This is a genomic window from Leifsonia poae (assembly GCF_050632195.1).
GTDB lineage: Bacteria > Actinomycetota > Actinomycetes > Actinomycetales > Microbacteriaceae > Leifsonia > Leifsonia poae_C.
The window spans coordinates 3,250,466-3,268,607 of sequence record NZ_CP192580.1 but is presented as its reverse complement, the minus strand read 5'-3'; the positions used below and the strand labels follow the sequence as shown (position 1 = coordinate 3,268,607).

The 18,142-nt window shown below is 70.1% G+C and carries 15 protein-coding genes, 1 pseudogene and 1 riboswitch; of the genes and pseudogenes, 10 read left to right on the top strand and 6 right to left on the bottom strand.

Features of this window, described 5'->3' with window-relative positions:
* Positions 1 to 25 precede the first annotated feature (25 nt).
* Together ACQ86A_RS16480 and ACQ86A_RS16475 are read right to left on the bottom strand one after the other, a co-directional pair.
* Entirely contained in the window at positions 26 to 433 is a 408-nt protein-coding gene (locus ACQ86A_RS16480) for a family 20 glycosylhydrolase (protein WP_431280469.1), read from the bottom strand.
* Positions 434 to 435: 2 nt separating this feature from the next.
* Positions 436 to 1,557 (bottom strand): beta-N-acetylhexosaminidase, encoded by a 1,122-nt coding sequence (locus tag ACQ86A_RS16475; RefSeq protein ID WP_431278032.1) that lies wholly within the window; start codon positions 1,555 to 1,557, stop codon positions 436 to 438.
* Between the two features lie 135 nt (positions 1,558 to 1,692).
* A riboswitch (ZMP/ZTP riboswitch) is annotated at positions 1,693 to 1,792 on the top strand.
* 37 nt (positions 1,793 to 1,829) lie between these two features.
* On the opposite strand from ACQ86A_RS16475, the gene glyA reads away from it, so the two are divergent.
* The 3 genes from glyA (at position 1,830) to ACQ86A_RS16460 (ending at position 4,803) form a co-directional block, all read left to right on the top strand.
* Positions 1,830 to 3,155, top strand: coding sequence for a serine hydroxymethyltransferase (gene glyA / locus ACQ86A_RS16470; RefSeq protein ID WP_431278031.1), 1,326 nt, complete (start codon positions 1,830 to 1,832; stop codon positions 3,153 to 3,155).
* Between the two features lie 122 nt (positions 3,156 to 3,277).
* Positions 3,278 to 4,162 (top strand): bifunctional methylenetetrahydrofolate dehydrogenase/methenyltetrahydrofolate cyclohydrolase, encoded by an 885-nt coding sequence (locus ACQ86A_RS16465; RefSeq protein WP_431278030.1) that lies wholly within the window; start codon positions 3,278 to 3,280, stop codon positions 4,160 to 4,162.
* Between the two features lie 158 nt (positions 4,163 to 4,320).
* Positions 4,321 to 4,803, top strand: a complete 483-nt coding sequence (locus ACQ86A_RS16460) for a YbaK/EbsC family protein (protein ID WP_431280468.1) — start codon at positions 4,321 to 4,323, stop codon at positions 4,801 to 4,803.
* A 23-nt stretch (positions 4,804 to 4,826) separates the two neighbouring features.
* Here the strand turns inward: ACQ86A_RS16460 and ACQ86A_RS16455 are convergent.
* The 4 genes and pseudogenes from ACQ86A_RS16455 to galT form a co-directional block, all read right to left on the bottom strand.
* A pseudogene (locus ACQ86A_RS16455) lies at positions 4,827 to 5,338 on the bottom strand (gamma carbonic anhydrase family protein).
* A gap of 78 nt (positions 5,339 to 5,416) precedes the next feature.
* Positions 5,417 to 6,196, bottom strand: a complete 780-nt coding sequence (locus ACQ86A_RS16450; protein WP_431278029.1) for an MBL fold metallo-hydrolase — start codon at positions 6,194 to 6,196, stop codon at positions 5,417 to 5,419.
* A 4-nt stretch (positions 6,197 to 6,200) separates the two neighbouring features.
* Positions 6,201 to 7,361, bottom strand: coding sequence for a galactokinase (gene galK / locus ACQ86A_RS16445; protein ID WP_431278028.1), 1,161 nt, complete (start codon positions 7,359 to 7,361; stop codon positions 6,201 to 6,203).
* A 109-nt stretch (positions 7,362 to 7,470) separates the two neighbouring features.
* Positions 7,471 to 8,634 carry a galactose-1-phosphate uridylyltransferase gene (galT, locus tag ACQ86A_RS16440; RefSeq protein ID WP_431278027.1) on the bottom strand — a complete coding sequence of 388 codons (1,164 nt, stop codon included), beginning with the start codon at positions 8,632 to 8,634 and terminating at the stop codon, positions 7,471 to 7,473.
* 81 nt (positions 8,635 to 8,715) lie between these two features.
* On the opposite strand from galT, the gene ACQ86A_RS16435 reads away from it, so the two are divergent.
* From ACQ86A_RS16435 to ACQ86A_RS16405, 7 genes are read left to right on the top strand one after another with little or no spacing between them, the layout of a single operon-like run.
* The gene (locus ACQ86A_RS16435) at positions 8,716 to 9,504 is read left to right on the top strand and encodes a DeoR/GlpR family DNA-binding transcription regulator (RefSeq protein ID WP_431278026.1); all 789 of its coding nucleotides are present in this window, start codon (positions 8,716 to 8,718) and stop codon (positions 9,502 to 9,504) included.
* 26 nt (positions 9,505 to 9,530) lie between these two features.
* Positions 9,531 to 10,451: an aldose 1-epimerase family protein gene (locus tag ACQ86A_RS16430; protein ID WP_431278025.1), complete on the top strand. Its 921-nt coding sequence runs from the start codon at positions 9,531 to 9,533 to the stop codon at positions 10,449 to 10,451.
* 35 nt (positions 10,452 to 10,486) lie between these two features.
* Entirely contained in the window at positions 10,487 to 11,380 is an 894-nt protein-coding gene (locus ACQ86A_RS16425) for a hypothetical protein (protein ID WP_431278024.1), read from the top strand.
* Entirely contained in the window at positions 11,356 to 13,641 is a 2,286-nt protein-coding gene (locus tag ACQ86A_RS16420) for an FtsX-like permease family protein (RefSeq protein WP_431278023.1), read from the top strand. The genes ACQ86A_RS16425 and ACQ86A_RS16420 overlap by 25 nt, the downstream gene beginning before the upstream one ends.
* Entirely contained in the window at positions 13,638 to 16,361 is a 2,724-nt protein-coding gene (locus ACQ86A_RS16415; protein WP_431278022.1) for an ABC transporter permease, read from the top strand. Before ACQ86A_RS16420 ends, ACQ86A_RS16415 begins: the two co-directional genes overlap by 4 nt.
* Entirely contained in the window at positions 16,358 to 17,299 is a 942-nt protein-coding gene (locus tag ACQ86A_RS16410; RefSeq protein WP_431278021.1) for an ABC transporter ATP-binding protein, read from the top strand. The genes ACQ86A_RS16415 and ACQ86A_RS16410 overlap by 4 nt, the downstream gene beginning before the upstream one ends.
* Positions 17,286 to 18,098: an ABC transporter ATP-binding protein gene (locus tag ACQ86A_RS16405; RefSeq protein ID WP_431278020.1), complete on the top strand. Its 813-nt coding sequence runs from the start codon at positions 17,286 to 17,288 to the stop codon at positions 18,096 to 18,098. The genes ACQ86A_RS16410 and ACQ86A_RS16405 overlap by 14 nt, the downstream gene beginning before the upstream one ends.
* Positions 18,099 to 18,142: the final 44 nt, after the last annotated feature.

Here is an 18,142-nt window from a genome sequence, read left to right as displayed (position 1 = left end):
GATTCGGAGCCGGCCGGGGCTCCGGCTAGACCGTGACGGATTCGCGCCAGGGGATCTCGGGCACGCGGCGGAAGTTCGTGCCGGCGGCGGCCCAGTGCTGCCCGAGCGAGGCCAGGCGCGCGGCGAAGGTGTCGAAGTCGCGGGCCACGGACACGTCCTCGGTGTCGGCGGGCGCCGGCGACCAGCCCACCTCGGCGACGGCGGCCAGGCGCGGGAACACCATCTCCTCGACGTCGTCGATGGTGGCGAGGGTCTCGGTCCAGACGGGTGCTTCGACGCCGAGGATGTGCGCATCCCCGAGGCCCGGAACGATCCGTGCCGGGTCCCACACATAGGCGGCTTGGATGCTCGTGGGGCCATCGGCCCAGTCCTGGCCCAGCCGGTCGCCGTCTTCGTAGACGATGTCGAGGTAGGCGACGTCGGCCGGCGACATGATCACCGAGCCCCCTGGCGCACGAACGAGAGTGTCTCGTCGGCAGAGGTGTCGCGGGGGACGACGAAGTCCCAGTACTGGCCGATCGAGCCGACGGGAAGGTCGCCGCTCTTGCCCATCTCGTGCCAGCCGGCCGGGATCTTTCCGTTCGCGGCGACCAGCGCCGCGGCATCAGCGATGAAACGCAGGAAGTCCTCGGGCGAGGTGCTGAGGCACTCGTCGCCGCCGATGTGCAGGTACGGGCCGGGCGTCAGCGCCGCTACCTCGCGGATGACGTCGGACAGGAAGCGCTGCGTCGTCTCATCCCCGGTCAACAGTGTGCTGAAGCCGACCTTCGAGCCGGTGTACAGCGCCGGTGCGATTCCGGATGCGTTCAGTTCGGGATACGACGCGAGTGCGGCGTTCGTATGGCCCGGCATGTCCAGCTCGGGAACGATAGTCACGTGCCGCACGGCGGCGTACGCGACCAGCTCGCGGAACTCATCCTGCGTGTAGAAGCCGCCGGCACTGCCGTCGCTTCCGGTGGACGCACCGTGCGCGGTGAGGTTCGGCCAGCTCTCGATCTGGATGCGCCAGCCCTGGTCGTCGGTCAGGTGCAGGTGCAAGTGGTTGACCTTGAGGAGCACGACCGCGTCGATGAAGCGGCGCACCTCATCCGGAGTGAAGAAATGGCGCGCCACGTCGAGCATGGCGCCGCGATAGCCGAAGCGGGGGTGGTCGTGGATGCTCACGGGCGCGATCGTCAGCGGATCGGATGCGCACTCGACCGGCACGAGCTGCCGGAGCGTCTGCACGCCCCAGAAGGCGCCCGCAGCGCTGGCCGCGCCGATCCTGACGCCCTCGGCGGTGACGGCGAGGCTGTAGCCCTCGGCGCGATGCTCCTCAGGCGTCTCATCGGGCGCGATCACGATGGCGATGTCACCGTGCGCGGGCGGCTCGTGGACCACGGACAGATCGCGGCGGCAGTCGGATGCGAGCTCGGCGATCAGCAGGTCGGCCACCTCGCTGGCGCCGGGGCCCGCGACGCTGACCCGGGCATCCGGAGCGAGGACGAAGGGCGCCCCCTCGAGTGTCTCGGCCTCGACCGGCCGCGGAATCACGGGCAAATCCACGCTTGCGGACACGCGTTCTCCTTCTGTTGCTCGAGAGCTCGGGGTAGGAGGCCATCGCTGCCCGCCCGCGGGACGGCCAAGAGCGAGTATTGCAGGGCTCCTAACTAATGGGCAAGGTCTGGACCGGGCGGCGGCCTTTGCTAAGCTGGGCGGCGTCGCGACTGGCGCTCAAATGGTCACCATTGGGGAGCGACAAAATGCCTTTGATCAGCGGGGGCGGATTCGGCCGCGCGCCTGGGTCGACAAGGAATCCTGTTCCCATCCCTGTCATTAAGGAGCCAGTTTTGACTGACACTGTTCCCTCAAGCTTCACCGCGCCGCTCGCCGAGGTCGACCCGGAGATCGCCGAGGTCCTGCAGCTCGAGCTCGGTCGCCAGCGCGACTACCTCGAGATGATCGCGTCCGAGAACTTCGTTCCGCGCGCTGTGCTCGAGTCGGTCGGCTCGGTGCTGACCAACAAGTACGCCGAGGGCTACCCGGGCCGTCGCTACTACGGCGGCTGCGAGTACGTGGACATCGCCGAGCAGCTCGCGATCGACCGGGCGAAGAGCCTGTTCGGCGCCGAGTACGCCAACGTGCAGCCCCACTCGGGCGCGAGCGCCAACGCGGCCGTGCTGTCGGCCATCGCGACGCCGGGCGACACCATCCTCGGCCTGGAACTCGCTCACGGCGGACACCTCACCCACGGCATGAAGCTCAACTTCTCGGGCAAGCTCTACAACGCCGTCTCCTACGGCGTCGACCCGCAGTCCTTCCTCGTCGACATGAACGTCGTGCGCGACAAGGCGCTGGAGCACAAGCCGCAGGTCATCATCGCCGGCTGGTCCGCGTACTCGCGTCACCTCGACTTCGCGGCGTTCCGCGCCATCGCGGACGAGGTCGGTGCGAAGCTCTGGGTGGACATGGCGCACTTCGCCGGTCTCGTGGCCGCTGGACTGCATCCGTCGCCCGTCCCCTTCGCCGACGTGGTGAGCTCGACCGTGCACAAGACCATCGGCGGACCCCGCTCGGGCTTCATCGTGGCACGCGACACGGAGCTCGCGAAGAAGCTCAACTCGAACGTGTTCCCGGGCCAGCAGGGCGGACCGCTCATGCACGTGATCGCCGCCAAGGCGACCGCGTTCAAGCTCGCCGCGACCGATGAGTTCCGCGACCGTCAGGAGCGCACCATCCGCGGCGCCCAGATCGTCGCCGACCGTCTCACCGCCGACGACTCGCGGGCCGGCGGCGTCGATGTTCTCACCGGCGGCACCGACGTGCACCTCGTGCTCGCCGACCTGCGCAACTCGCAGCTCGACGGCCAGCAGGCCGAGGACGTGCTGCACGAGGTCGGCATCACGGTCAACCGCAACGCGGTTCCGTTCGACCCGAGGCCGCCGATGGTCACGTCGGGGCTCCGCATCGGCACGCCCGCGCTCGCGACCCGCGGTTTCGGCGACGCCGAGTTCGTCGAGGTGGCCGAGATCATCGCAGCCGCGCTCCAGCCGGGTGCCGACACGGGCGCGCTCCGTGGCCGCGTCGCCGCGCTGACCGCCGCGTTCCCGCTCTACCCGGGGCTGACCCCGTCGGGGCAGGACGCTTTCCCCGTCGAGCTCCCCTCCTCGATCTAGCTGCCGCTCGATCCCCACCTCCCCAACCCTCCCCAGCCATCGAGTCCAGGAAGAATCCCGCTTTCGCGCGACGAAAAGGGGATTCTGGCTGGACTCGATTGCGTGAACCGAAGGAGTGAGACATGACCGCACAGATTCTGGACGGCAAGAAGACGGCGAGCGAGATCAAGGCCGAGCTGAAGGTGCGCGTGGATGCTCTGCGCGAGCGCGGCGTGGTGCCGGGCCTCGGAACGGTGCTCGTCGGCGACGACCCCGGATCGCAGTGGTACGTCGCGGGCAAGCACCGTGACTGCGCCGAGGTCGGCATCTCGTCGATCCGCCGCGATCTGCCCGCCGACGTCTCCCAGGCAGAGCTCGAGGCCGTGATCGAGGAGCTGAACGGCGACCCCGACTGCACCGGCTTCATCGTTCAGCTGCCGCTGCCGCCGCACATCGACACCGATGCCATCCTCGAACTTGTCGACCCGGCGAAGGATGCTGACGGCCTGCACCCGACGAATCTCGGCCGCCTCGTGCTCAACGTCAACCGCCCGATCACAACGCCGCTGCCCTGCACACCGCGCGGCGTGATCGACCTGATGCAGCGCCACGGCATCGACCTCAACGGCAAGGATGTGGTGGTCGTCGGCCGCGGTGTCACCGTCGGCCGCGCGATCGGCTCGCTACTCACGCGGCGCGACGTCAATGCGACCGTCACTCTGACCCACACCGGCACTGTGGACCTGGATGCGCACCTGCGTCGCGCCGACGTCATCGTCGCGGCCGCGGGCGTGGCCGACCTTGTCAGCGCCGCAAACGTGAAGCCGGGAGCGATCGTGCTCGACGTCGGCGTGAGCCGCATCGAGGATCCCGTCACCGGGAAGAGCCGGGTCGCCGGGGACGTGGCGGCGGATGTGGCCGAGGTCGCATCCTGGATCTCGCCGAACCCGGGCGGTGTCGGCCCGATGACCCGCGCGCTGCTGCTGCAGAACGTGGTGGAATCGGCCGAGCGCGCACTGGCAGAGTAGACGCACGAGCCGTGAGTTGCGGCAGATCGACCTTCCGGGCGACCGGGAGGGTCGATCTGCCGCAACTCGGCGGCGATGACGGCGGAACGAGAGGGGTGCGGGACGTGGGCGAGCAGGGCGTGAGCGAGCACGGCGAGAGCGGCGCGCGGAGCGCGGCGGTGGAGCGGACGCACGACGCGGTCGAGCGTGTGAAGAGCGTGCTCGTGGCCGCCGGTGTCGAGCCGCGCATCCGGTGGTTCGAGACGGCGACGCCGACCGCCGTGTCCGCCGCAGCCGAGCTCGGGATCGAGGTCGGCGCGATCGCCAACTCCCTCGTGTTCACGATCGACGGCGAGCCGCTGCTCGTCATGACCTCGGGCGCTCACCGCGTCGACACCGCGTTCCTGGGTGAGCGACTCGGCGGACGCATCCGTCGCGCCGATGCAGACACCGTGAAGGCCGCGACCGGGCAGACGATCGGCGGGGTCGCGCCGGTCGGGCATCCCGCTCCGATCCGCACGGTCGTGGATGTGGCGCTCGCCGACTATCCGGAGGTCTGGGCGGCCGCGGGCCACGCCCACACGGTCTTCCCGACCACCTTCGACGAGCTTCTGCGGCTGACCGGCGGCGACCCGACTCCGGTCGAGCCCTCCGAACTCTAAGCCTCGCCGCGCGGCGCGGCCGCTCAGGCGCCGCGGTGCTCGGCGGTGTGGGTGAGGTAGCCGGCCGCGTTCGCCAGGATGCCCGCCCGCTCCTCGTCCGTCAGCTCGCGGCGCACCTTGCCCGGCACTCCTGCCACGAGGGATCCTGGCGGGATGATCGCGCCCTCGAGCACGACCGTCCCCGCGGCGAGCAGCGACCCGGCGCCGACGACGGCTCCGTTGAGTACCGTGGCGTGCATCCCGACCAGGACGCCGTCTTCGATCGTGCAGCCGTGCAGCACGGCGTTATGGCCCACCGAGACGTCGGCCCCGAGTGTGAGGGGAAGCCTCTGTCGACGTGGCAGGACACGTTGTCCTGGATGTTGCTGCGCTCGCCGATGACGATGTCTTCGGCCTCGGCACGCAGCACCGCGTTGTACCAGACGCTCGACGCGTCGTGCAGGTGCACGCGGCCGACGACGACCGCTCCCGGGGCGATCCAAGCGGTGGGCGCGACGGTCGGGGAGGTGCCGTCGGCGAGTGACAGGATGTTCACCGCGCCAGCATACTCAGCCGACGTACTAAGCCGACGTACTCAGCCGACGTACTCAGCCGACGTACTCAGCCGACGTGCTCAGCCGACGTTCGCGACGATGAAGCGATCGCGCACAACGCGCTCGCCGGGCTCGTCCAGCGCGGCCCTCACCTCGTCCAGGATGCTCGGCGGCAGCGCGAGCGGCGCCTCGTGCGGCTGGTGCACGGTTCCGGGCGGGTAGTCGACGCCCTTCTTCTTCGACATCTCGATGTGGGCGCCGAGGAGGCTGCGGATGTGCTTGGGCTGCGCATCCCGAAACCGGATGAGCCGGTCGATGGTGCGCACGAACTCGCCCCGATCGCGCACGTACAGGTTGCCCGGGCAGACCGTGTCGCCGGTGAACAGGATGCGCGTCGCGCGATCGTAGAACACGATCGCGGACGGTTCGTGTCCGGGTCCGCCGATGGCGTCGACGGTGCGTCCGCCCAGATGCACCTCGACGACCTCGTCGGGCCAGGACTGGAATCCGAAGAACGCGATCACCTCGGCGGGTGTCGTGCCGAGGACGACGGTTCCCGGCCGATCGGCGAGCAACTGGTCGCCCGCGATGTGGTCGCCGTGCGCGTGAGTGTGCGCGACGATCAGCTCGTACGGCCGAGTGAACCGCGCGGGATGCCGCCGCAGCCAGTTCTCGATCAGCTGGTCGATCGTCTCGCGCAGGGGGAAGATCGTCTCATCGTCGGTCGCGCCGGTGTCGAGCAGGAGGGCGCGATCCCGCCCGAAGAGCAGGAAGAGGAACGGCGCCTCCCAGTGCGACTTCTTGGGTTGACGGATCTGTGCGGTGTCGTCGTCGAGCCAGGTCACTTCGGCGGAGGTCATGCCCTCAATTCTCGCGCTTCGCGCCCTCCGACGGGGTGACGGTGAAGAGATCGGGCTGACCGAATCCGTTCTCGGCGAATGCTCCGTCGAGCGCGACCAGGACGCGCGACAGCGCATCCCGCGGCACGAGGGCGATCGCCGAGCCACCGAAGCCGCCGCCGGTCATCCGGGCGCCGATCGCGCCGTTGGCCTGCGCTGTCTCGACGGCGAGGTCGAGTTCCGGCACCGAGATCTCGAAGTCGTCGCGCATCGAGCGGTGCGATGCGTCGAGCAGCTCGCCGATCGCGGTCGGCCCCTGCTCGCGGAGGGTGCGCACGGTGTCGAGCACTCGCTGGTTCTCGGTGACGACATGACGCACGCGGCGGAACGTGACGTCGTCGAGCACCTCGCGCGCACGGGTAAGGTCGTCGATCCCGACATCGCGCAGCGACTCGACGCCCAGTGCCCGCGCTCCGGCCTCACAGGATGCGCGACGCTCGGCGTACCCGCCGGTCGCGTGGGCGTGCTCGACGTTGGTGTCGATGATCAGGATCTCAAGGCCCGCGGCTTCGAGCCCGAGCGGGATCGTCTGCGATTCGAGCGAGCGGCAGTCGAGGAAAACCGCGGCGTCGGGCTCGCCGAGCAGAGATGCGGACTGGTCCATGATGCCGGTCGGCGCTCCGACGACGATGTTCTCTGAACGCTGGCCGACCCGTGCCAGGGTGCGACGGTCGAGCCCGAGCTGCCACACGTCGTTGAGTGCGCTGCCCACGGCGCTCTCGATGGCCGCCGACGACGAGAGCCCGGCGCCGACAGGCACATTCGAGTCGATCAGGATGTCGAAGCCGGGCACCGCATCCAGGTCGGCGCCGAACTCGCCGAGCGCCCACGCGACGCCGAGCGGGTATGCCGACCAGCCGCTGAGCGCCTCGGGCGTCAGATCGGCGAGGTCGATCTCGACCAGTTCGTCGGCGAACGAGCTGCCGACCCGCGCCTTGCGGTCGTCGCGCAGGCCGAGGGCCACGACGGTGCGACGGTTGATTGCGAACGGGAGCACGAAGCCCTCGTTGTAGTCGGTGTGCTCGCCGATGAGGTTCACCCGGCCGGGTGCCGACCAGAGCCCGTCGGCGCGGCGGCCGAAGATCTCGGCGAAGCTGTCGAGCGTGTCGGTGCGAAGGTCGGTCATCGGTGAGCCTTTCGGGGCGTTGCGCGTGCTGCGAGGTTCGTGGACTGCGGGTAGAGGGATGCGGGGCGGGGCTGCGTGTCGTACGGAAGGAGCAAACGTCGGCGGCCGGTCAGGCCATTCCGCCGAGGCCGCTGATCCCCGCCGGGAGCTCGCCGACCGGGTTCTCCACGTCGGCGCGGGCGATGGCGTCGCGGAGTCGATCGGCCGCCTGCTCCGGCGGGATGTCCCCGATCCAGGCGCCCATCGCCGACTCCGAGCCGGCCAGGAACTTCAGCTTATCGGCGGCCCGCCGCGGCGACGTGAGCTGCAGCATGAGCCGGATCTCGTCGCGACGGATGCCGACCGGGGCCTGGTGCCAGGCGGCGATGTATGGCGTCGGGGAGTCGTAGAGCGCATCCACACCCCGCAGCACGCGCAGGTAGAGCGTGGCCAACTCGTCACGCTCTTCTGCCGAGGTCTCCGTGAGGTCGGCGACGTGACGGTGCGGCAGGATGTGCACCTCGATCGGCCAGCGCGCGGCGAACGGCACGAACGCCGTCCAGTGCTCTCCCGCGAGGATGACTCGCTCGGACGCTCGCTCTCGCTCGAGGATGTCGGCGAACAGAGTGGGGCCGTAGTTCTCGAGCGATCGGATGAGCGCGCTGGTCCGCGGCGTCACATACGGGTACGCGTAGATCTGTCCATGCGGGTGGTGCAGCGTCACCCCGATCGCCTCGCCGCGATTCTCGAACGGGAAGACCTGCTGCACGCCCGGCATCGCCGACAGTGCGGCTGTGCGGTCGGCCCAGGCTTCGATGACGGTCCGGGCACGCGAGGGTGTGAGACTGCCAAAGGATCCGGTCGTCTCGGGGCTGAAGCAGACGACCTCGCAGCGGCCGACGGATGTGCGGGTGCGGCCGAGACCGATCGTCGCGAGATCGTCCACTCCTTCCGGCGCGTTCCCGTCCTGCAGGAGCGGTCCGAACGACGGCGACTTGTTCTCGAACACGGCGACGTCGTAGAGGCTCGGCACCTCGGAGGGGTTACCGGGACTGGCCGGTGCCAGGGGATCCAGTTCGGCGGGCGGAAGGAACACTCGGTTCTGCCGGGAAGCGGCGATCGAGATCCATTCGCCCGTGAGGGGATCCTGGCGCATGGTGGCGGTGGCCGGTCGCGGCGCGGGCTCACGGAGGTCGGGCGCGCGCTCGGGCAAGAGGGTCGTGTCCGCATCGTCGTAGTAGATGAGGTCGCGGCCGTCGGAGAGACGGTGCTCGCGCTTCGTGATCGAAGACATGGCCACCTTTCGTTTTCGAAAGTAAATGTAGTCGCTGACTTTCGTATTGACAAGTAAACGCAAGCGGCCGACGATGGCAGCATGACGGAACCGCTGCCCGCCGCCCTTCGGCGCGAACGGATGCTCGACCTGATTGGGCGCCACGGGTTCGTTCGCGTCGGCGACCTCAGCGAAGCGTTCCAGGTCTCCGACGTCACCGTGCGCAGCGACCTCGATCTGCTCGATCAGCAGCAGAGCATCCGTCGCGTCCACGGTGGCGCCGTGCTCCGAGGCGCAGGGATGCGCGAATCGAGCTTCGAGGAGGCGCTGGAGGCGTCCGCCGACGAGAAGCGCAGCATCGCGATCGCGGCAGCGGCCTCGGTCGAGTCGGGGTCGAGCCTCATCCTGGACGTCGGAACGACGACGACGGCGATCGCCCGAGCCCTGGTCGAGCGCACCGACCTCGACGATGTCACCGTGATCACGAACGGCCTGACCATCGCGCTGGAGCTCGAGCGGGCCATCCCGCGCTTCGAGGTGATCGTCACGGGCGGCACGCTTCGCCCGCTGCAGCACTCGCTGGTCGAGCCCTTGGCCTCCGTGCTGCTCGACAGGATGCACGCCGACCTCGCCTTCGTCGGCTGCACGGGGGTGCATCCGACGGGCGGCATCACCAACGTGAACCTTCCCGAGGCCGACCTCAAGCGCGTGATGGTCGGCGCTGCCACCCGCGCGATCGTGGTGGCGGACGGCTCCAAACTCGGCCGCACCCATCTCGGCCGGATCGCCTCGCTCGACGAGGTCGACGGTCTGATCACGGGCGTCTCGGCGCCGTCGGGCACTGTCGCGGAACTGCGCGAATCCGGTCTTGCCGTCGTCGTGGCGGGGTAGCTGCCGCGCGGAATACTCTTGAGGCCATGCGAGCCCCCACAGGAGATCAGTTCCAGCTGTCATCCGGCGCGGTGAGTGCCACGGTCACGCAGGTCGGCGCGGGCCTGCGCGCTCTGCGGGTGGGCGGGGTCGACATCGTCGAGACGTTCCCCGACAACGCGACGCCGCCATCCGGATGCGGGATCGTGCTGGTCCCATGGCCCAACCGCGTGAAGAACGGCGCCTGGTCGCACAACGGAACGATTCGACAGCTGGCCCTCACCGAGCCGGCAAGGGGCAACGCCATTCACGGATTGCTGCGCTACCGGCCGTACGAATTGGTCGAACTCGACGAGTCGTCCGTCACCCAGGCGGCATCGATCTTCCCAGAGCTCGGCTACCCGTTCGAGCTCTGGACGACGGTGAAACACTCACTCGATGCCGACGGACTGACGGTGACCCACACGATCGAGAACGTGGGGGATGAGGCGGCACCGGTCGCGATCGGGTCGCATCCGTATCCCAAGATCGGGGATGTGCCGACCGGCGAGTTGACGGTGACCGTCGCCGCGCGCACCCATTTCGATGTGGACGATCGGCTGAACGTCGTGGGCGAGACGCCGGTCGACGGCACACGCTTCGACCTGCGGGCGGGGCGCCGCGTGGGCGAGCTCGAGCTGGACGACGGATTCGCGGACGTCGAACTCGACGGGGGCCGAGCGTCCCACGTTCTGTCAGCGCCCGACGGCCGCCGGGTGATCGTCTGGGGCGACGACGCGTTCGGCTACGTGCAGGTGTACACGTCTCGGACGTTCGCCACGGAGACGTCGTCCGACGTCGCGATCGCGGTCGAGCCGATGACCGCGCCAGCCAATGCGCTGAACTCCGGTCGCGGAGTGCGCTGGATCGAACCGGGCGAGAGCTGGACGGTGGCGTGGGGCATCCGACACGAGGGCTTCACCGCTTGACCTAGCTGCCGCCGCGCGGTTGGTACAGTCGAGAAATGCGTGCTGGGGGCGGGTCGAGCGATCGCCCTCGCGCGTTCTGGCTCGTCCGTTCGCGGGCTCAGGCGGGCGTGCTCACCGCCACGGCCGTGACGGTTCTCGTCGTCACCTTTCTCGCGAGCACCATGGTCGGGCTCGCCGTGCGTTCGCCGACCGTCGCAGTGCGGCAGAGTATTGCGGCCGGACCGGCCTCGTCGGTCGCGCAATCGCTGCGTGCGTCGCTCGGTTCGAACGCGGCCGAGCAGGATCGCGCGGTGCGGTCGATCATCGCGAAACGCTTCGCGGGAGCCACGGTCGACGTCGACCGCACCGCCTTCGTGCCGAGTGTCCCGGTCGGTGCTGCAACGGACACCGAAGCGACGGCTGCTGGGCGATCGGTGCTCGCGCTCTCGGCCGACCACGATCTCGAATCGCGCATGTCCCTGGTCTCAGGCGACTGGCCCGACGTTGCAGGTTCGGGAACAACCGACTCGCCCTTCTCCGTCGCCGTCGACCGCGAGCTGGCCGAGGTGTTGCGCGTGGCGCCGGGCAAGAGCTTCGTCGTCGCGGGGGCCGACGGCGACGTGAGCCTGAAGGTCGCGGGGGTGTGGCGCGCCGCGCATCCGTCGGCCACGGCTTGGCTCGGTGTGACGGCGGGCGCGGGCGGAACCGATGGGCGGTTGGTGATCGCACCGGCTGCGCTTGAGGCGCTGTCGACGACACCGGCGGCGCAGTGGGTGGTGGCACCGGATGCGGAGCGCACGACGGCCGGCCAGCTCGCGCGCCTGCACGCGGGCTTCTCCGGCATCACGGATGCGCTCACCGAGGACGACGCGGCATCCCCTCCCCGTTCTCCTCGACCGGGAATGCAGTGTCGACGGTGGCCGCGATGCAGCAGTCGGTCGGTGCGCTGAGTGCGGTCGTGCCGGTGCCGCTCGCGGTTCTCGCGGTGTGCTCGGCGATCGCGTTCATCCTGCTCGCTCAACTGCTGGCGCGGTCGCGACTGCCTGAGACGAGGCTGCTCCGCGCCCGCGGTGCGACGGTGGAGGACCTGCTCAGGGCGGGAGCGGTCGAGTCGGCGGCAGTCGCGATCGTCGGCGCGCTCGTCGGGCTGGTGGTCGCCCAGATCTTGCTGGTCGCCACGGTCGGGGGCCCGGTCGGCGTGGTCGAGGTGGCCGTTCCGCCGCTCGCCGTCGTGGTCGCGGCGATGGCCGCAGCCCTGCTCATCACAGGCCTGTCGGCGCGCTCGGCGACCGGGGCACGTGGCGCCGTCGAGGCCGGTCGCGGTCGCGCCGCGGTGTCGGCCGGACTCGCTGTGATCGCGTTCGCCGCAGCCGGGATCACGGTGTGGCGATTTCTCGCGTTCGGCTCGCCCGTCGCCGCCGACGGTCGGATCGACCCGGTCGGCGTGATAGCCCCGGCCGCGGTTCTGTGCGCGATCGCCATGCTGGGTCTGCTCCTCTTCGGCCCTGCCGCCGGCGGCGTGGAAGGACTCGCGGCTCGCGGGCGAGGGCTCGCAGCGGTTCTCCCGGCACGGCAGGTCGGCCGAGGTCTGGCACTGTTCGCGGCTCCGGTCGCGCTGGTCGTGCTCACGGTCGGCGCCGCGACCTTCTCGGCGGGGTACGTCGGCACGTGGAGCGGCTTCCTGCGCGACTCGTCCCTTCTGGTCAACGGTTCGGACGTGCGCGTCGATCTCGGCGTGGCCGGAAGCGTTCGCGGGCCCGAGGATGCGGTCGGTGCGCAGAGCTTCACGCGCATCCCTGGCGCCACGACGGCTGAGCCCGTGCTCGACACCGAGGTCGGGCTCGGCCAGGGGACGATCGGCCTGATCGGTGTGGATGCGCGCAAGCTGGGCGACCTCACGCCGATCGGCGGCTACATGTTCGACGCGTCGGGGGTCTCCGAGCGCCTTCGCTCGGGCGGAACTCTGCGTGGCGCAGCCCTGTCGACGGGGGCGAAGAGCATCGAAGCGAAGGCGTCCGTCGTGACGCCGGACGGTTCGGCAGCACCGACGCTCGGGGTGACCTTCTGGGTCGCGGATGCGCCCGGCGAGCTGATCCCGCTGGTCGCGAGGGCGACGGGTGCCGCCACAGGTTCCGACACCACGGTCGCAGCCGCCCTCCCCGCGGGCGGCCCCTGGACGCTCGTCGCAGTCGACACCCACGTCGCAACCGGTGAGACGGCCACGGCCGCCGACATCGCCGTCAGCTCCCTCTCGACCCGGGCAGGTTCGGGATCCGCGGCCACGGCAGTCACGCTGCCCACCGACCAGCAGTGGGGCCCGGCGCGCAAGGCATTCACCAACAACTTCGCCATCGACGCGCTCGCCGGCGAGACGATCGGCTATCGCTCGCCCCTGATCCCTGCCGGGTCCGACAACGCGATCCGGTTCATGGCCGCGGGTGACTCGACCGTCCCCGTCGTCTTCACCCAGGCGAGCGCCGATTCCAGCGCACTGGAGACCGGCCAGAGCATCCAGCTCGAGGGTCCGTGGGTGGACCTCCAAGCGAAGGTCGCGGGAGTGGTGCCCGCTATACCTGGAACAAGTGAGGAGACGGCGGCTCTTGTCGACCTGCGCTCGCTCGACAACCAGGTGCTGCGCGCATCCCCCGGCGCGCCGCGGCTCGGCACCGTGTGGATCGCCACCGGCGAGACCGAGGCTGCAGCCGCCGTGGCTCGTCAGCTGTCGGGGCCGGATGCGGTGGTGACCACCGCATCCGGAACCTTCGTCTCGCGCTTCATGTCGAGCGCGGTCGTGAGCCTGTGGCTCGGAACCGCAGGCTGCGCCGCCCTCGCCCTGGTCGCACTCGGGGCGGCGATCGCGGCGCTGCTGAGGCGTCGGCGCGGTGAGGTCATCGTGCTCAGGGCGGTCGGGATGGGCGGCCGTGAGCAGGCGCGCAGCCGCCGCGTCGAGGTGCTCGGCGTCGTGGCGGCGGCAGCGGTCTTCGGCCTCGCCGGAGGCGTGACAGTGTTCTTGCTCGCGGGCAATGCGCTCGCGCGACTCTCGGTCGTGACCGCCCCGAGCACGCTCGCGGTGCAGGGTCGCGTCGACGTGGTCGGCCTGGTCGCCGCGTTGGGCGCAGTGGCTATCGCGATCGGTGTCGTGCTCTGGTTCTACGGGAGAGCCGTGCGCCGCCAGGTCGCCGACACGGCGTATCGGGAGGAGACCCGATGAGCGCGCGTACGTCGTCGCTGTCGTCAGCGGGGCTCGCCTGGCGTGCTATGTCCGCTTTTCGGGGTGGCCTCATCCTGCTCGGTGTCGTCGTGCTCGTCGCGACCACCGCCCTGGCGGCCTGGCCGCGATTCGCGAGCACGCAGCTGACGGACGACCTCCAGTACCGAGTGGCGAACGCGAGTCCGGTCACCCGCGACCTCGTCACGACGGTTGGCGCGGGCGCGGGAACCTTCTCGTACTCTCCGGTCGCGAACGACGCGCCGTGGAAGGCGATGCCTGCGGCCCTGAGAAGCGTGCGGGCCGGGATGAAGCCGCCTCTCCTGGCGGTCACGGAGCCCGGCGATTTCGCGGCACGGAGCGCCGACCAGGGGATCCAGTCGGCCGCCGGCGCCCCGCAGAACAGCAGCTACACGGTGACGTACGAGGCATACAACCGGCTTCGGGATGTGTCAGTGCTGGACGCAGGCCGGTGGCCCGCCGCGCTTCCCTCAACCCTGACCGACGGCTCGACGGTGCAGGTCGTGCTCTCGACCGCGGCGGCGAAGCTCCTGGCGTGGAAGGTCGGCGAGACGCGGAGCGCATCGCTCTACCCCGACCCGCTCGTCAGCCTCGAACTGGTCGGCACGGTGCATCCCCGAGACGGCGAAGCGGACTTCTGGAATCTCGACCCGAGCCGCGATCACGGCCGCTTCGCGGACAACGGCGACCACGGCAAGGTCTACGGCGCCGTCGCGTGGGTCGATCCCGGGTCGTGGCCGCGGCTGGCGCAGCGCCTCGAGTTCACATCCACCGAGGGCTGGTTCCCGGTCGACCCGTCGGCGTTCACGGTCGCAGGACTGCCTGCCGTGCAGGGAGCGCTGGGCAACTTCCTGGCGACGGCGCCGACGGTCTCCCTCGGGGGAACACCGACCGCGCTCCGGTTCAGTACCTCCCTCTCTCACACCCTTGACGAGTTCCTCACACGGGCGCAGCCGGCGAACACGCTCTTCGCGATACTCGCCGCGGGACCGCTCGGCGTCGCGCTCGCCGTGCTCGTGCTCGGCGTTCGGCTCGTGCTCGGACGGCGACGGGATGCGCTTGCGCTCATGGCCGCGCGCGGCGCGTCATCCACCCGGTTGCGCTTCGGACTCGCAGTAGAGGGTGCAATCGTCTCCGTTCCCGCGGCGGCTCTCGGTCTGGTCGCGGCTCTGCTCCTGACCCCTCGTGGTGGTTCCGCGGGCCCCTCTGTCGCGCTGGCGGCGATCTGTGCTCTCGCGCCTCCGATCGTGCTCGCTGTCGCTGCCGGAACGCTCGGTCCGCGAGACGACCTCCGCGGCGAGCGTCTGGCCCGGCGCCGCTGGGGCTGGGTGCTCGAGATCCTCGTGGTCGGTCTGGCAGCTCTCGGCGTCGTGGCACTCTTCCAACGGGGTCTCACGGCTCCGGATGCGGGACTCGGTGTGGATCCGCTGCTCGCCGTGACGCCCATCCTGATCGCCCTCGCAGCCTGCCTGATCGTGTTGCGGATCTACGCGTTCCCGCTCGGCCTGCTCGCGCGAACGCTGCACGGGCGTCCGGGACCGGTCGCATACGTCGGTGCAGTGAGCGCGGTGCGCTCGCGCGCCGGAGGGCTCTGGCCGGTGTTCGCGATCGTGGTCGGGGTGAGCATCACCGTGTTCTCGGTGAGTGTGCTCACGACGGAGCGCGCCGGGATTGCGGAGGGGGCTCGCGCCCGCATCGGCGCCGACCTCAGCGTGACCGCGCCGATCACGTTCACAGCTGAGCAGGTGAAGCAGTTGCGCGCTGTGCCCGGTGTCGCCCACTCCGCGGTCGTCGAGTGGGCGGGCGGGCTCCGCATCCAGGGCGGCACGCAGGGTGGCGACCTGTCGAGCTATCTGGTCGACCCGGCCGAGCTTGCGAAGGTGCAGCAGGGCATCCCGGAGCAGGCACGCGTCGCGACCGCACTGACCTCGGGACTGCCGAACCGGACCGGCGCCGTCATCGGGGGCTGGAACACCGAGATCCCGATCACCAGCGCGATCCTCTCGGCGCAGACGAACGTGCACCTGGCTGTGACGCAGTTCGACTATGCCCCTGGCGTCTACATCCGCGACGAGCAGTGGGCGATCATCGACAAGACCGCGCTTCCGGATGCGGCGAAGGTGACCGGGCAGCCGGCGACCGTTCTCGTCGCTCTCGCTCCGGGGGCGGATGCTCAGGCCGTGCACGCCGCCCTCGCGCGGATCGGGGGTAAGGGGGCGACCGTCGGCGACGCCGTCGACGAGCAGGCCGCGCTTCGCCAGGCGCCGCTCGTCTCGGGACTCGAACTGCTCGCGCTCGTCTCGATCGCGCTCGCCGCGCTGATGTGCATCGGCGCGCTGCTGCTGACACTGGTCATGAACACCGCATCCCGCACCAGGCTGGTGGCGACCCTCCGCACGATCGGCTTCACGACGCGGCAGACGGGCGGGCTGCTGGCGTGGGAGCTGGGGCCGATCCTGGTCGTCGGGCTGGTCGCGGGCATCCTGGTCGGCATCGCCCTGCCAGCGATCGTGCTCGCGCCCGTGAACCTCAGCGGCTTCACCGGCGGACCCGTCAAACCGGCCATCGTCGTCGACCCGATGCTGATCGCGCTCGCCGCGGTCGGTTTCGCGGCCGTGACCCTGGTCGCCACACTCATCGCACTCGCGGGCGCCCGGCGGAGATCGCCGGCGACCGTGCTGCGGGCAGGAGGACAGGAATGACAAGAACGGCAGTTGAAACCGAAGCGGCCCCGGATATGGCGGCTGCGTCGAGAGCGGATGCGAGCATCCTGTGCTCCGACCTGGTGCGCATCTTCACCGCGGAAGGCGTGGAGGTGCAGGCGCTGCAGGGACTCAACCTGCGCGTGCGCAGCGGGGAGCTCGTCGCGATCGTCGGGGCGTCAGGGTCGGGCAAATCGACGCTGCTCGGCATCCTTTCCGGCCTCGACAAGCCGACCGCGGGCGCAGCGAGTGTGGCCGGCCGCGACCTGCTCGCACTCACGGCCAAGCAACGCGTCGACTACCGGAGGCGCACAGTGGGGTTCGTCTGGCAGCAGACCTCGCGCAACCTCCTGCCCTACCTGACCGCCCGCGAGAACATCGCACTGACCATGTCGCTCGCAGGCACACCGGGACGCGAGCGTCGATCGGGCGAGCTGCTCGATCTGCTGGAGGTGACCCACTGCGCCGACCGGCGCCCGAACGAGATGTCGGGCGGCGAACAGCAGCGCGTCGCCATCGCCGTCGGGCTCGCCAACGACCCGCACGTCCTCCTGGCCGACGAGCCGACCGGCGAGCTCGACGAGGCGACCTCGGCCGAAGTGCTCGAAGCGATGCGCGGGGTCAACCGGGAGCTGGGTGTCACCACGCTCATCGTCACTCACGATCCCGCGGTGTCGGAGCATGTGGCTCGAACCGTGCAGATCCGTGATGGACGCACCTCGACCGAGGTCCTGCGCCGCACCGGAGTCAGCGAGACGGGTGACGAGCACACGGTCGCCGAAGAGTTCGCCGTTCTCGACCGGGTCGGGCGGCTGCAACTGCCGCCCGAGTACTTGACCAGTCTCAGGATGCGCGACCGCGTGCGCCTCGCGCTCGAAAGCGACCACGTCGGCGTCTGGCCGCACCAGGACGAGGAGGAGACGGATGACGCTCGCTGAGACGGATGAGGGAGCCGCTGTGGACCCCGACGCAGGTGCGGGCGTGGTTCGCGGCGCGGCGGCCACGTCTGAGCCGATTCTCCGCGCGGAGGATGTCACCCGTGTCTTCGAATCCGCGGCCGGCGCGGTCACGGCGGTGTCACAGGTGTCGCTCGAGGTGCATCCGGGGGAGCTGCTCGTCGTCAAGGGTCGCTCGGGTTCGGGCAAGACGACGCTGCTCAACATCCTCGGCGGTCTCGACGCACCCACGGGTGGCCGTGTCTGGCTCGACGGTGTGGAGCTCACCGCCGCAAGCGAGAACGAGCTCGTTGCGTTGCGCCGGTCGAAGATCGGGTTCGTCTTCCAGGCCTTCGGTCTCGTTCCCGTTCTCTCCGCCGCCGAGAACGTCGAGGTGCCGTTGCGTCTGCTCGGCACCCCGGCCGGTGAGAGGGATGCGCGGGTTGCCGAACTCCTCGAGCTGGTCGGACTTGCAGGCCACGCCCGGCAGCGGCCGACGGAGCTGTCGGGCGGGCAGCAGCAGCGCGTCGGGATCGCACGGGCGCTCGCGGCGCGGCCGCGCATCCTGTTCGCGGATGAACCCACCGGGCAGCTCGACAGCGTGACCGGCGCCGCGATGATGGACCTGCTCGTCGACCTGGTGCACGGCACGGGAGTCGCGGCCGTGGTCACGACCCACGATCCGCTGCTGATGGCGAGGGCCGACCGGGTGCTCGAACTGCACGACGGTCAGTTGCTCCCGCCGCCGCGCCCCCGCGGCCGTCACGCCGCCCCCGAGCCGCTCGCCCCGCCTGCCGCCTGAGTCGCGCCGAATCGACCTTCCCGAGCGCTGGGAAGGTCGATTTG

Excerpts from the sequence above, each read along its gene's own strand:
- ACQ86A_RS16450 (WP_431278029.1), bottom strand. The coding sequence starts at position 6,196 with ATGACCTCCGCCGAAGTGACCTGGCTCGACGACGACACCGCACAGATC.
- ACQ86A_RS16480 (WP_431280469.1), bottom strand. The coding sequence starts at position 433 with ATGTCGCCGGCCGACGTCGCCTACCTCGACATCGTCTACGAAGACGGC.
- ACQ86A_RS16425 (WP_431278024.1), top strand. The coding sequence starts at position 10,487 with ATGCGTGCTGGGGGCGGGTCGAGCGATCGCCCTCGCGCGTTCTGGCTC.
- ACQ86A_RS16415 (WP_431278022.1), top strand. The coding sequence starts at position 13,638 with ATGAGCGCGCGTACGTCGTCGCTGTCGTCAGCGGGGCTCGCCTGGCGT.
- galT (WP_431278027.1), bottom strand. The coding sequence starts at position 8,634 with ATGTCTTCGATCACGAAGCGCGAGCACCGTCTCTCCGACGGCCGCGAC.
- ACQ86A_RS16405 (WP_431278020.1), top strand. The coding sequence starts at position 17,286 with ATGACGCTCGCTGAGACGGATGAGGGAGCCGCTGTGGACCCCGACGCA.
- ACQ86A_RS16420 (WP_431278023.1), top strand. The coding sequence starts at position 11,356 with ATGCAGCAGTCGGTCGGTGCGCTGAGTGCGGTCGTGCCGGTGCCGCTC.
- ACQ86A_RS16410 (WP_431278021.1), top strand. The coding sequence starts at position 16,358 with ATGACAAGAACGGCAGTTGAAACCGAAGCGGCCCCGGATATGGCGGCT.
- galK (WP_431278028.1), bottom strand. The coding sequence starts at position 7,361 with ATGACCGACCTTCGCACCGACACGCTCGACAGCTTCGCCGAGATCTTC.
- ACQ86A_RS16435 (WP_431278026.1), top strand. The coding sequence starts at position 8,716 with ATGACGGAACCGCTGCCCGCCGCCCTTCGGCGCGAACGGATGCTCGAC.
- ACQ86A_RS16430 (WP_431278025.1), top strand. The coding sequence starts at position 9,531 with ATGCGAGCCCCCACAGGAGATCAGTTCCAGCTGTCATCCGGCGCGGTG.
- ACQ86A_RS16465 (WP_431278030.1), top strand. The coding sequence starts at position 3,278 with ATGACCGCACAGATTCTGGACGGCAAGAAGACGGCGAGCGAGATCAAG.